Origin of the sequence: Leucobacter insecticola (genome assembly GCF_011382965.1) — a bacterium.
In the GTDB taxonomy this organism is placed as follows: Bacteria; Actinomycetota; Actinomycetes; order Actinomycetales; family Microbacteriaceae; genus Leucobacter; species Leucobacter insecticola.
The window spans coordinates 88,814-101,425 of the sequence record NZ_CP049934.1; the positions used below are offsets into that span (position 1 = coordinate 88,814).

Here is a 12,612-nt window from a genome sequence, read left to right on the forward strand (position 1 = left end):
TGATAGGTCTAAAATTTCGTCGCCGATATCGCGAGCAAGCACGGCGGATCTTCATCTCGCTAATACACTGGCCGCGTGGATATTTGGGAAGAAGCGGTCGAGCGCGGCGCGCGGGCCTGCGCTGAGTCTGTCACCGCGCTCACTCGGGCGAGCGTGCCTCGCGAGGCCCTCGCCGAGTATGTTCCGCCGCGGCGCGCGTTCCTGCGAACCAAACCCGCCACGATGTTGCCCCTCGGCGAGGTATGGCGGCTCGGTGCGCTGCTGCTCGACGGCTCGGGATCCCTTTACGGAGCAGGATCCGCGACCCGATCCGCCGAGCGTGGCCGCCCCGGCTACCAGTCAAACTCGCGCGAAGAGCGGCGAGAGATTGCGGCCGCGGCTCTTCGAGGTGGCTATCCGATCGGCACCGCCGTGAACTACGGTGCGATCCTGCTTCCCCTCGCAGAGGCCGCGCGCGCCCAGGATCCCGATTCGCCGATCGGCTTCACCGACGGCGAGATCCGCGTGCGCTGGCGCCCGGGGGCATCCCTCGACGGCGCCCCGACGCTCGCGACCTTTCTCGCGGACCGCGTTGAACTCCTCACAGATCCGCCCTCGGCGCGAGCTGACACCGCGAGTTTCAGTCCGCCCCTAGTGTCCCGTGTCGCAAATTCGCTTCACATATCCCGGCACTCCGGCGGCGCATCGCGTCGTTGTCGTCACTCGACGATGCAACGGCATCGCCTCACTCCTCCGCCTCGCGCTGCATCCACCGGAGTGCCGGGATCTGCAAAGCAACTTGCGACACAGGACACTAGCGGAAGGCCTGCTCGCCGGTGAGAACCTGGCCCAGCACGAGCGTGTGCATCTCAACCGTGCCCTCGTAGGTGAGCACCGACTCGAGGTTGTTCTGGTGCCGGATCACGGGATACTCGAGCGAAATGCCGTTTGCGCCCAGGATCGTGCGTGAGGTGCGGCAGATCTCAATCGCCTCGCGGACATTGTTGAGCTTGCCGATGCTGACCTGCTCGGGACGGAGCTGGTTTGCGTCCTTGCGTCGCCCAAGGTGCACCGCGAGTAGGTACCCTTGATGTATTCGAGCGACATGTCGGCGAGCTTCTGCTGCGTCAGCTGGAAGGCACCAATCGGCTTGCCGAACTGGATGCGGTCGATCGAGTATTGCCGGGCCGCCTCAAGACTTGAACGCGCTGCGCCCATCGCACCCCAGACGATCCCGTAGCGGGCTTCGTTGAGGCAGGCGAGCGGCCCCTTGAGCCCGCGAGCTTCCGGCAGCATCGCCGAGGGGGGCAGACGGACCCCGTCGAGCACGAGTTCGCCGGTGGCGGAGGCGCGAAGCGACAGCTTGTGCTTAATCTCGGGGGCGGAGAAGCCGGGGTGCCAGCGGGCACAATGAAGCCTCGGATGCCCTCTTCGGTCATCGCCCACACAACGGCCACGTCGGCGTAGGGGCATTCGAGATCCACATCTTGCGACCGTCGAGGATCCAGTCGTCGCCGTCGCGGCGGGCCTTCGTCGTCATGCTGCCGGGATCCGAACCCGCATCCGGCTCGGTCAGCCCGAAGCAACCGATCAGTTCACCCGCGGCCATGCCCGGCAGCCACTGCTGCTTCTGTTCCTCGGATCCCCAGCGCCAGATGGCAAACATGGCGAGCGACCCCTGCACCGATACCAGCGACCGCAGCCCCGAGTCGGTTGCCTCAAGCTCAAGGCAGGCGATGCCGTATTCGGTCGCCGTCATGCCGGCGCAGCCATAGCCTTCGAGGTGCATTCCGAGAAGGCCGAGCGAGCCGAGTTCTTTGGTGAGTTCGCGAATGTTCGGGATCTCCCCCTTCTCGAACCACTCCGCGATGTGCGGTTCGACGCTCTTATCGAGCATCTGGCGCACGGAGGCGCGAATCATCTTTTCGTCCTCGGTGAGGAGGTCGTCGAGGGAGGCGGGATCCGCGGGGTTCAGCGCGGGAAGTTTTGTGGGATCGAACTGGCTCATCATTCCACTCCTGATGTCTGGGGTTGGTGCCGCACCGCTGGCTACGAAGCGCAGCTCCCCCAAACCGTAACATTTCCGGCCGCGGAGGAATTGTCACTTTTGCCTAGCGGTTGCTGACCTTACCGGTCAAAGATGCTATTGGGGCGAGAATCAGTGGCCGCGCAAGGAACACCGCGGCAACGGTCACGAAGATCCCACCGGCGAACCACCAGAAGCCGACCCAGTTGAGCGCATCGCTGCCCGCAAACATGTGGTTGAGGTTGCGAAGCGCGCCGGTCGACAGCACGAGGAAGACGTGGATCAGGATGAACAGCACGAAGAACAGCATCGTCGGGAAGTGGATCGCCCGAGCCACAGGCGCCGGGTAGATCTTGTTCAGCTTCTCGGCTTTCCCCGGCCACCATTCGCTCATGCGCACGCCCGTAAGGATCGCAAGCGGCGCAGCAACGAACACGACCAGGAAGTACATCAGCTGTTGCAGCGAGTTGTAATTCACCCAGCCATTCTCGGTCGGCCAGTCAAGCGTCAGATACTGCAGCAGCGCCGAAGCGGCATTGGGAAAAACCTCCCACGAGGTCGGCACAATGCGTGCCCAATGGCCCGACACAAACAGCAGCACGATGAACACGACACCGTTCAGCATCCACAGCAAATCGAGCGACGTGTGCAGCCAGAGGTTGATGCTGATCTTCTTGCCGCCCTTTTTGGGGGTCCAGAATGCGGGTGGCTTCTGCTGCTGCCGCACCTGCAACCCCGAGCGAATGATGAGCACCATCAGGAAAATGTTGAGGAAGTGAGTCCAGCGCGCCCAGGCTGGGAAGCCCGGCTCGGCCACGTCGGGAATGCGGTACTCGCCCGGGTACTTCTCGACGAACTCCGGCACACCCGGCAGCGTGGTCACTCCGCGGGCTGCAAGCACGACGACGCCGGCTGCGATGATCGCGCCAATGACGCCCCACACGCCCCACTTCACCCACTGCGTCAGCGGACGCGATCCGATCATGCGCGGCTCACGCACCGGTTTCGCCGGTTTCGCAGGTGTTGCCGGTGTTGCCGGTGTCTGAGCCGCCGGGGCAGAGGCGGCAGCAGGCTCTGTTGCTGCCGGAGTCGCAGCGGGCGCTTCGCCCACTCCGTCAGGAGCGACGGCGGCAGATTCCCTCGGAACGACGGGAGAGACAGACGCAGCTTCCTCCGGAATGACTGGAGGGGATGCAGCGACGACACGCTGCACCGTGGCGGTCTCGGCGATTGGCCAGGGATCCCCACCCGCAACACGCGGCAGTCCACGGCGCAGGGGCACTTCTTCGGACACCGTCTCGACGGCAACGCCCTGTTGGGTCGAGGGCGGAGCGGCGGGGACGGTGGCGTCAGCGGGCTTGATTTCGACTCGCTCCACTCGCTCAATCGGCGGCGTGGGGACGGCAGGGGCGGGAGCGTCTTGAGTATCCGTGGTTTCGACGCGCTCCGCTTGCTCAATCGACGGGGTGGCGTTGGGCCACGGCTCACCACCTGCCACGCGAGGCAGGCCACGCCGCAACGTTACCGCTGGGCCGACAGCTGGGGCCACCGCTGCGATGCCGTCTTGAGTATCTGTGATTTCGACTTGCTCCGCTTGCTCAATCAACGGAACGGGAGCGTCCTGAGCGGGCACGGTTTCGACGCGCTCCGCTTGCTCAATCGACGGAATGACACTGGGCCACGGCTCGCCACCCGCGACGCGAGGCAGGCCCCGCCGAATGGTCCGCTGGTAAGTCGCCACGAGCTTACGCCTTTGCTTTCTCGATCTCAGTAATCAGCTGTGGCACGACAGTAAAGAGATCCCCGACGATGCCAAAATCGGCGATGCCGAAGATCGGCGAATCGCCATCCTTGTTGATCGCCACGATCGTTTTTGCGGTTTGCATGCCGGCGAGGTGCTGGATCGCTCCCGAGATCCCGAGCGCAATGTAGAGGTTCGGCGATACCTGCACCCCGGTCTGTCCCACCTGGAATGACTGCGGCACAAAACCGGCATCGACGGCAGCGCGGGAGGCACCGACTGCCGCACCCAGCGCATCGGCAAGCTGCTCCACGAGCTCGAACTTTTCTTTGGAGCCGAGCCCACGCCCACCCGAAACCACTTTGGCGGCGCCACGAAGCTCTGGCCGTTCGCCACCGCTTTCGGCGACCTCGACGGTTCCCAGAGTCGCGGCGGGTTTACCACTTGCAGTGACCGTCAGCTCAACGATGTTTGCGGGCTGAGCGGCCGCACGCGCCTCGATGACGCCCTGCCGCACGGCAATCACCGGCGCACCCCAGGTTACGGCAGACGAGACGTTGTACGCCCCGCCGTAAGAGGAGTTGCTCGCGATTATCCCCCGATCGTCACGAGCAACATCTATTGCGTCCACGATCAACCCTGAACGTGTACGGGCGGCGAATCGCGCTGCGGCTTCGCGCCCCTCAACGGAGTGAGAGACGAGGATCGCGTCGGGCTGCACGAGGGCGGCCGCGGCGGCGAGCGCGTCCGTTATCGCAAGCGTAAGCGTGGCGGCGGGCTCCGCGCGCAGCACGGTAGTTGCGCCCAGTTCGGCCGCGGCCGCCGCGGCGGCCTCGCTTCCGAGCACCAGCGCGACGGGTGTACCGACCGCTGCAGCCGCGCCCAACAGCGCAGCCGAGGACTTTGCGAGGTGCCCCTCGGCGGTGGTGTCGAGCAGCACCAAAATTGAATCAGCAGCAAAACTCATGTCTGTGCCCCTCCCTACACCAGGTGGTTCTTGACCAGGAAGGCAGCCAGCTGCGCAGCAGCATCGCCCTCGTCGGTAATCTTGATTCCGGCAGCGCGGGGTGGCCGCTGGGTGATCCCGAGCATGATCGCCCGTGAGGCAGACATGTCTTCGGCGTCGATCCCGAGGTCTGCGAGTGAAAGCACCTCAAGTGGCTTCTTCTTCGCCGCCATGATCCCCTTGAAGTTTGGGAAGCGGGCGTCGGGGAGCGCCTCGGTCACCGAGACGACGGCCGGCAACGGCGCAGAGACCTGCACCGTCGCATCATCCGAGGCGCGCACTCCCGAGACACCGTCGGCCGAAATCTTAACCTCGCTCAGGTTGGTGATGTTTGGCACGTCAAGCAACTCGGCGATCATCGCAGGCAACACGCCACCCATACCATCGGTTGACTGGTTGCCCGCGATGATCAGATCGAAGCCGGTGCGCTTGAGAGCTGCCGCGATCACCTCTGCCGTGAGCCCGAGATCTGCGCCTGTGAGCCCCTCGTCGACGACGTGCGTGGCCGATCCTGCTCCCATTGCGAGGCATTTGCGAATCGAAGCCGTCGCCCCCTCGGGCGCAACGGTCAGCACGGATACCTCAGTGCCCTCGTTAGCCTCGGCGTAGGTCAACGCCACCTCGAGAGCACGCTCGTTGATCTCATCCGTGACGTTTTCCGATGCACCGCGCTCAGCCAAACCCGTCTCCAGGTTCAAGGTGCGTTCTCCGTAGGTGTCAGGCACTTCTTTGACGAGTACGGCGATCTTCATTGATGGGCTCCACCCTCACTCATGCGTATTGGATTGTCGTTTTTCCGAATGTCACTTGCGGCCGGTGACGGCGCGCGCAACAATCTCGCGCATCACTTCGTTGGTACCGCCGTAAATCCGGTGGACCCGAGCGTCAAGGAACGCGCGAGCAATCGGGTACTCCATAATGTACCCGTATCCCCCATGCAGTTGCACACCCTGGTCGAGAATCTCCCATTCGCGTTCGGTGCACCAGAACTTCACTTTGGCCGCTTCTTCGGGGCTGAGCTGCCCCTTCTCGTAGAGTTTCATGGCCCGATCGATGAAGGCCCACATCACGTCAACGGTGGTCGCCATGTCTGCGAGACGGAACCGCGTGTTCTGGAAATCAGCGACCGGCTGCCCGAATGCCTCGCGGCTCTTCGTGTAGTCGAGGGTCCACTCGAGCGCCGCCTGGCCGACCGCCGCGCCCGCGACGCCGATGGAAAGACGTTCGAGCGGCAGGTTCTTCATCAACTGGACGAAGCCGTGACCTTCAGCCCCACCGATCAGGTTCTCTTCGGGCACGAAGACGTCGGTAAAGCTCAGCTCCGCGGTGTCGTGACCTTGGAAGCCCATCTTGTGCAGGGTTTTGCTCTGGTCGAAGCCGTCCATACCCTTTTCGATGACGATCAGGCTGAATGCGTCGGGGCGGTTCCCCTCGCCGGTCTTCACGAACGTCACGATCATGTCAGCGGTCTTGCCGCTTGAAATAAAGGTCTTTGCGCCGTTGACGATGTAGCCGCCGTCAACCTTCTTCGCGGTCGTCATCACCGCCCGCAGGTCACTTCCCGCACCTGGCTCTGTCATTGCGAGCGCGCCGAGGATTTCACCAGTCGCCATGCCCGGGAGGTACTTCTGCTTCTGCGCATCGGTACCGAAGTGGGCGATGTAGGGGATCGCCAAGTCGTCTTGAATGCCCGCGGCTCCGGCGAGTGAGGATCCCGCCCCCGCACGAATCAGCTCTTCCATGACGACGCTGCGGAAACGATAGTCCATCAGCATTCCCGCGCCGCCGAACTCCTCGGGCACCGAGAGCCCGATGATGCCGTGCTCGCCCGCTGCCAGCATGGTGGCACGATCGACTTCGCCGTCTTCGTCCCACTGCCGCTGCTTCTCAGGCGTCACGTACCGCTTGATAAATTCTTTGACCATCTCGCGAAACGCGTCGTGATCCTCATTAAAAATGTCGCGCTGCATTGCACTTCCTTCCGCTCTTCAATTCACACTACCCATTATGGGTTGTCTCCGAACTGAGCGCTGGTGGAGTGTGTGGTATCTACAAACAGGCGCGTCCGCAGGCCGCTCCCCCGGTTTAGGTTCAAACAGAATCACGGCAACGCTATGCAGGATAAAGGTTTGGGAATGAGTGCCCTGGAGAGGAATCGAACCTCCGACACCTTCTTTAGGAGAGAAGTGCTCTATCCACTGAGCTACCAAGGCGGGGGCCGCATTTGCGACCCCTGAGAGTCTAGCGCACGGCTGCGCACTGTCGAGAACGCAGTATCTCGACGAGAAGCCAGCGCCCGTGCGTCGGTAGGGTGCATTCTCGTCGAGATAGTGCATTCTCGACGAGGAACAGGAGAGAGCAGCAAAAAAGCCCGGCTCGCAAAAGCGAACCGGGCTTCACAGCTTAAGCCTGTTACCCCTTGTACACGGCAACGTGCTGGCCAGGGAAGACCAAAATGTCTCCGGGGAGGAAGGACCCATCAGCCACTACCACGCCACCAAGGTTGGTGTATTCATACACCTGCGTGCCAAGATCTCCGGCCGGGTGTCCGGCTGCGCGAAGGGAGTGCTCCACGAGAGCGGTGCAGTCCTGATTCACACCAAGTTCACTCAAAGCCTGGGCAACGATCGCGTCTCCGTTAGTGAAGCGAACGACAGTGAGGCCTGACTCGCCAGCGGGCGCAATAGGCCCAAGACGTGTCGTACCGCCCCATCCGCCGTGCACAGCAACACCTGAGCCGATGGGGGCTGAGGTACGAGCGCGGTTTTGCTCAGCTGCCTTAGAAGCGGCAGCGGCAGCAGCAGCTTCTGCGTCCGCCTTTTCCTGAGCGAGAATGGCTGAATCAACTTCACCGCTGGGAGCATCCAAAGGCAGAACCAGATCAGCAGCGACCACCGTGTCCAGGGTCTGAGTATTGGTAATGAATCCATCAGGCACAGTACCGTCATCGGGAATGACGGCGTAGGCCGGGATCGAGAAAACGCCGACCATGCCGAGGCTGATGACGGCAGCACCAGTCATCTGAGCAAAGCGCTTCACCTTTACCGAAGTAGGTTTCGACGAGCCGAGTGTTACCGCTACTTCAGTACTGGGGTTGTAAGCCACGAGTTACTCTGCCTAACGTTTTCGATCTGTGTACAAGCAACAGCGGCCCCTGTGAGCCGCGACTTTTTAAGAGTAGCCGAATATCACGAGAATGTCACGCTCAGGTCACAACTGCCACGAACTCGGCGGGAATTCAACAAGTTTCAATGTTACTTGAAGGTTCGATTCTCTCGATATCGAGAGAACTCGTTGCTTTCTTGGTTTTGACTCGCTGCGCTCACTCAACCGGCGGGGGCTGCGCTCACTCAACCGGCGACGGCTGTGCTAGATGACGCCTTGCTCGAGCATCGCCTGCGCAACCGTCACAAACGCCGCAGAGTTCGCACCGAGCACATAGTCCCCGGGCCGCCCGTAGCGTTCAGAGGCAACATAGCTCGCCTCGTGCACATCACGCATGATGTCGTGCAGTCGAGACTCGCTCTTCTCGCGATCCCACCGAGAGCGGGCCGCATTCTGGCTCATCTCGAGCGCGGAAGTGGCAACACCACCGGCATTTGCGGCCTTGCCCGGCCCAAACAGCACGCCCGCCTGTTGAAAGATCTCGATCCCCGCTGGCGTCGTCGGCATGTTCGCACCCTCAGCAACGGCGAGCACGCCCCCGGCAACAAGCTTGCGCGCGTGATCCTCGTTGAGTTCATTCTGCGTTGCACAGGGAAGAGCGACTTGGCCAGGCACATCCCACACTGAGCCGCCTGCGACAAAGTGTGATCCTGAGCGCCGCTCGGCATACTCAGAAATACGCGCCCGTTCCACCTCTTTGATTTGCTTCAGGAGGGCGAGGTCTATTCCTGCTTCATCCACAATGTATCCGCTGGAATCAGACGCGGTAATCGCGGTTCCACCAAGCTGGTGGATCTTCTCAATCGCGTAGGTCGCAACATTGCCGGATCCCGAAACGACCGCCCGCAACCCCTCAATCCCGCGGCCCGCACGCTGCAGCATCTCCTCCGCGAAGAACACGGCCCCGTACCCGGTTGCCTCTGTGCGCCCCTCAGCGCCGCCCCAGCCGACACCCTTGCCGGTGAACACACCTGACTCGTAGCGCTGGGTGATGCGGCGGTACTGTCCGAATAGGTAGCCGATCTCGCGCGCGCCCACACCAATATCGCCCGCGGGCACATCGGTGTCCTCGCCGATGTGGTGCACAAGCTCCATCATGAAGCTCTGGCAAAAACGCATGACCTCGGCGTCGCTCTTGCCGCTCGGGTCGAAATCCGAGCCACCCTTACCCGCGCCAATCCGCTGCGAGGTGAGTGCATTCTTAAAGATCTGCTCAAAACCCAAGAACTTGATCACAGAGAGATTCACCGTCGGGTGGAATCGCAGGCCTCCCTTAAACGGCCCGAGGGCAGAGTTGAACTGCACGCGGAAGCCGCGATTGACCCGCACTCGATTGTCGTCGTCCGTCCAGGGCACACGGAAAATCAGCTGCCTTTCGGGCTCAACGAGGCGATCCAGGATCCCGGCCTCAATAAAATCCGGGTGCTCCGCGAGCACCGGGGTCAGCGTGCCAAGCACTTCGTGCACGGACTGCAGGAACTCGGCCTCGCCCTGGCTACGGTGTTCAACAATCTCTGCGACCGCGCGCAGATGGGCTTCAGGGGTGGGCAGTGTCAACGTCGATCTCCTCGGTGTTCAACTCCATCGTGATCCGCGCAAAAGCTGTTGGCAGCGCGAGAGATGTCTCAGGGTGAGACGAAAATATGTGCGGCGATCTCCGTCGGAAGTTCAATCGCCTCTGGGTAGCCTTCGGCTTCAATGTGCACGAAGTCTCCCCGCTTCATGAAAGCCGCGGTGTTTCCGGGCTTCACTCCGGCAGTGGCGAGCTGGCTCAGCAGCTCGGGATCTACCTGAGCGGGTTCTGCAAGACGGCGGATCCGCGCTGTGACCGTGCGCTCCGGGTCGACGAGCAGCTCACCGATCCCCACAACTTCTGATTGGAAGGATCCTGCAACTCTGGAACCAAGATCCTCAAGCCCCGGGATCGGGTTTCCGTATGGCGACTCCGTCGGGTGGTCGAGAATGCTCAGAAGTTTTCGCTCGACCCTCTCGCTCATGACATGCTCCCAACGGCACGCCTCCTCGTGAACATACTCCCACTCGAGTCCGATCACATCGGCGAGCAAACGCTCGGCAAGACGGTGTTTGCGCATCACATTCACGGACTTGGTACGACCCTCAGGCGTGAGTTCCAAGCGGCGATCATCGGTCACCACAACGAGGCCGTCACGCTCCATACGTCCAACGGTCTGGGAAACGGTCGGGCCTGAGTGATTGAGACGCTCAGAGATTCGGGCGCGCAGAGGGACGATGCCCTCTTCCTCAAGCTCAAGGATCGTTCGAAGATACATCTCCGTCGTATCGATCAGATCCGCCATCGCCATCCTTTCCCGTCCTTATGACTGTCCCAGCCTACCGCCCGCGTCAAGCCGGCAGGTCACACGCCGTTAGAATATCTCTCATGGCCGACATTGTGATTCCAGCTGACCTCCTTCCCCAAGACGGACGATTCGGCTGCGGCCCGTCCAAGGTGCGAGGCGAGCAGCTCGATTTCCTTGCTTCCCTGCAGCCCCATGTTCTCGGCACCTCACACCGGCAGGCACCCGTCAAGAATCTTGTCGGCAGCGTGCGATCTGGGCTTTCCGAGCTGTTTCGTGCACCCGAGGGTTACGAGATCTTGCTCGCCAACGGAGGCGCGACCACGTTTTGGGACTCGGCGGTGCACTCGCTCATCGAGAAGCGCAGCCAGCACCTGACCTTTGGGGAGTTCGGCGCGAAGTTTGCAAAGGCTGCCGAGGCTGCCCCGTTCCTTGAGAACCCGGATGTGCGAGCGGCAGAGCCCGGATCGCGTTCCGAAGCGGCCGCGCTCGCCGGAGTCGACGTGTACGCCTACCCCCACAACGAAACCTCGACCGGCGTCATGGCCGAGGTGCGACGGGTCGCGGGCGATCCGGGATCGCTCACGGTCGTAGACGCAACCAGCGGTGCGGGCGGGATCGACTTCGACGCGAGCGAGGTCGATGTCTACTACTTCTCTCCTCAAAAGAACTTTGCTTCCGACGGCGGGCTGTGGTTTGCGCTGGTCTCGCCCGCGGCCATCGAGCGCATCGAGCGGGTGGCAGGATCCGGGCGCTACATCCCGGAGACGCTGAATCTTGCTGGCGCGATCGAGAATTCCCGCAAGGATCAGACGCTCAATACCCCGGCACTCGCGACGCTCGCAATGATGGACGAGCAAGTGCGCTGGATCAACGAGCAGGGTGGGCTGTCGTGGGCGGCGGCACGTACCGCAGAATCCTCCGGGGTGTTGTACGAGTGGGCGGATCGCTGCTCGGTCGCTACGCCGTTCGTCACGAACCCGGATCACCGCTCACAGGTGGTCGTGACGATCGACTTTGACGACTCGATCGATGCCGCGGCAATCTCGAAGGCGCTCCGCGCAAACGGGATCGTGGATACCGAGCCCTACCGCAAGCTCGGCCGCAACCAGCTGCGCATCGCAACCTTCACCGCGATCGATCCGGCCGATGTGCGCGCGCTCACCCCCGCGATCGACTACGTGCTGGAGCGCCTGGCTTAGTAGGGCTTGCCCCTTCCGCCGATTGAGCGAACCCCCTTCCGCCGGTTGAGCGAGCTTGCGAGCGCCGTACTGAGCGAGCGCAGCGAGTCGAAGTATCGAAACCAAGGTAGCGCTCATCTTGGTTTCGACTCACTGCGTTCGCTCAAGCGGCGGTGGGAGGGATGCTACTCGTCGTCCGAGTCATCCTCGTCGGAGTCGGGGTCGTCTTCGTCGTCCACATCCGCGCCCGCCACTGCGTCACCCGCGGCGTCAACGTCGACGCCGGCAAAATCGTCGTCGAAGTCACTGAAGTCGTTGTCAAGGATGTCATCGTCGAGCAGGTCATCGTCGTCGAGCAGATCGTCGTCGTCATCCTGCAGTTCCAGCGCTGCCGCCTCGGCAAAAGCAACCTCGTCGGCCGCCTGCCGCGCCTGGGTTTCACGATACCGCGCCAGGCGCTCCGACCACGGCACCCACTCGGGGGCGACCACTGCACCCGCACCGGGCAAGAGTTCAACCTCAAGCACGTTGACCGGTGAATCCTCGTCGACCCGAGCCAGGGTTGCCGCCCATCGCCATCCCGGATACCCGGGCAGGCGGCATTCGAAGAACAGGCTGAGAACATGCTCGCCGTGTACCTCGTGGCCGTCATCCACACCGATGGTCTGGGCATCGGTAATCTCACTCAGCGCGGCGCGAGCCACCTCGCGCGATTCGAGAAGCACTTGATCCGGCATGATCTCCTCGGCCTTCAAATCCGCTTGCAGCTCCGCTGGTGGCCCCGCTTGAGAGTCAGACATCAAAATCATCTGCCACGCGACGCAGCATCGTCGCGACGTTTCGGGACTGAGCCCGCTCAGGGTACTGCCCGTTCTTCAGCCGCTCACCAAGCCCATCGAGAAGCTTCACGAGATCCTCAATGATGATCGCCATCTCGTCGGCCGACTTCCGGTTCCGTTTCGCGATGCGCGGGGTGTCGAGCACGCGCACCGAAAGAGCTTGCGGACCACGGCGCCCATCAGCCACGCTGTACTCCAGCCGGGTGCCCGACTGCACCTCAGCGCCTTCCGGCACCACTGAGGCGTGCAGGTACACCTGCTGCCCATCGTCGCCCTGAATAAAACCAAAGCCTTTGTCTTCGTCGTAGAACCTGACCTTGCCGTTCGGCATGCCTCGTCCCTCTCCGTTGTTCAAGC

Annotated in this window: 11 protein-coding genes, 1 tRNA gene and 1 pseudogene; 2 read left to right on the top strand and 11 right to left on the bottom strand. The window is 62.4% G+C overall.

Translation table 11 applies throughout. The features are described from left to right. Nucleotides 1–75: 75 nt before the first annotated feature. Nucleotides 76–819 (top strand): hypothetical protein, encoded by a 744-nt coding sequence (locus G7067_RS00410; RefSeq protein ID WP_205881161.1) that lies wholly within the window; start codon nt 76–78, stop codon nt 817–819. Here G7067_RS00410 and G7067_RS00415 read toward each other — a convergent pair. The 9 genes and pseudogenes from G7067_RS00415 to G7067_RS00455 all read right to left on the bottom strand — a co-directional run bounded on the left by G7067_RS00415 (nt 794) and on the right by G7067_RS00455 (nt 10,235). Beyond that, nucleotides 794–1,987, bottom strand: a pseudogene (locus G7067_RS00415) (acyl-CoA dehydrogenase family protein). The gene G7067_RS00410 and the pseudogene G7067_RS00415 sit on opposite strands and share 26 nt — an antisense overlap. A 103-nt stretch (nt 1,988–2,090) precedes the next feature. Beyond that, nucleotides 2,091–3,746 (bottom strand): cytochrome b/b6 domain-containing protein, encoded by a 1,656-nt coding sequence (locus G7067_RS00420; RefSeq protein WP_166321210.1) that lies wholly within the window; start codon nt 3,744–3,746, stop codon nt 2,091–2,093. A 4-nt stretch (nt 3,747–3,750) separates the two neighbouring features. Next, a complete protein-coding gene (locus tag G7067_RS00425; protein WP_166321212.1) occupies nt 3,751–4,713 on the bottom strand; it encodes an electron transfer flavoprotein subunit alpha/FixB family protein in 963 nt (320 codons plus the stop codon). Between the two features lie 14 nt (nt 4,714–4,727). Continuing rightward, nucleotides 4,728–5,504 carry an electron transfer flavoprotein subunit beta/FixA family protein gene (locus tag G7067_RS00430; RefSeq protein ID WP_166321214.1) on the bottom strand — a complete coding sequence of 259 codons (777 nt, stop codon included), beginning with the start codon at nt 5,502–5,504 and terminating at the stop codon, nt 4,728–4,730. Nucleotides 5,505–5,555: 51 nt separating this feature from the next. Further along, on the bottom strand, nt 5,556–6,722 hold the full coding sequence (locus G7067_RS00435; RefSeq protein ID WP_166321216.1) for an acyl-CoA dehydrogenase family protein: 1,167 nt from the start codon (nt 6,720–6,722) through the stop codon (nt 5,556–5,558). Nucleotides 6,723–6,892: 170 nt separating this feature from the next. Then, nucleotides 6,893–6,965: transfer RNA gene (locus G7067_RS00440), tRNA-Arg, on the bottom strand. Nucleotides 6,966–7,164: 199 nt separating this feature from the next. After that, nucleotides 7,165–7,857: a hypothetical protein gene (locus G7067_RS00445; protein ID WP_166321218.1), complete on the bottom strand. Its 693-nt coding sequence runs from the start codon at nt 7,855–7,857 to the stop codon at nt 7,165–7,167. 264 nt (nt 7,858–8,121) lie between these two features. Then, nucleotides 8,122–9,474, bottom strand: coding sequence for an NADP-specific glutamate dehydrogenase (gdhA, locus tag G7067_RS00450; RefSeq protein WP_166321220.1), 1,353 nt, complete (start codon nt 9,472–9,474; stop codon nt 8,122–8,124). A gap of 68 nt (nt 9,475–9,542) precedes the next feature. Further along, nucleotides 9,543–10,235 (bottom strand): iron-dependent transcriptional repressor DtxR, encoded by a 693-nt coding sequence (locus tag G7067_RS00455; RefSeq protein ID WP_166321222.1) that lies wholly within the window; start codon nt 10,233–10,235, stop codon nt 9,543–9,545. A gap of 83 nt (nt 10,236–10,318) precedes the next feature. On the opposite strand from G7067_RS00455, the gene serC reads away from it, so the two are divergent. Then, nucleotides 10,319–11,437 carry a phosphoserine transaminase gene (serC, locus tag G7067_RS00460; protein WP_166321224.1) on the top strand — a complete coding sequence of 373 codons (1,119 nt, stop codon included), beginning with the start codon at nt 10,319–10,321 and terminating at the stop codon, nt 11,435–11,437. A gap of 164 nt (nt 11,438–11,601) precedes the next feature. Here the strand turns inward: serC and G7067_RS00465 are convergent, their stop codons facing one another. Both G7067_RS00465 and G7067_RS00470 read right to left on the bottom strand, forming a co-directional pair. Then, on the bottom strand, nt 11,602–12,216 hold the full coding sequence (locus tag G7067_RS00465; protein WP_166321226.1) for a DUF3027 domain-containing protein: 615 nt from the start codon (nt 12,214–12,216) through the stop codon (nt 11,602–11,604). Next, nucleotides 12,209–12,586 (bottom strand): cold-shock protein, encoded by a 378-nt coding sequence (locus G7067_RS00470; RefSeq protein WP_166325528.1) that lies wholly within the window; start codon nt 12,584–12,586, stop codon nt 12,209–12,211. Before G7067_RS00470 ends, G7067_RS00465 begins: the two co-directional genes overlap by 8 nt. Nucleotides 12,587–12,612: the final 26 nt, after the last annotated feature.

Bases quoted from the DNA above. Each gene is read 5' to 3' on its own strand.
- G7067_RS00435 (WP_166321216.1), bottom strand. From the start codon at position 6,722: ATGCAGCGCGACATTTTTAATGAGGATCACGACGCGTTTCGCGAGATG.
- G7067_RS00465 (WP_166321226.1), bottom strand. From the start codon at position 12,216: ATGTCTGACTCTCAAGCGGGGCCACCAGCGGAGCTGCAAGCGGATTTG.
- G7067_RS00455 (WP_166321222.1), bottom strand. From the start codon at position 10,235: ATGGCGGATCTGATCGATACGACGGAGATGTATCTTCGAACGATCCTT.
- G7067_RS00470 (WP_166325528.1), bottom strand. From the start codon at position 12,586: ATGCCGAACGGCAAGGTCAGGTTCTACGACGAAGACAAAGGCTTTGGT.
- G7067_RS00430 (WP_166321214.1), bottom strand. From the start codon at position 5,504: ATGAAGATCGCCGTACTCGTCAAAGAAGTGCCTGACACCTACGGAGAA.
- G7067_RS00425 (WP_166321212.1), bottom strand. From the start codon at position 4,713: ATGAGTTTTGCTGCTGATTCAATTTTGGTGCTGCTCGACACCACCGCC.
- serC (WP_166321224.1), top strand. From the start codon at position 10,319: ATGGCCGACATTGTGATTCCAGCTGACCTCCTTCCCCAAGACGGACGA.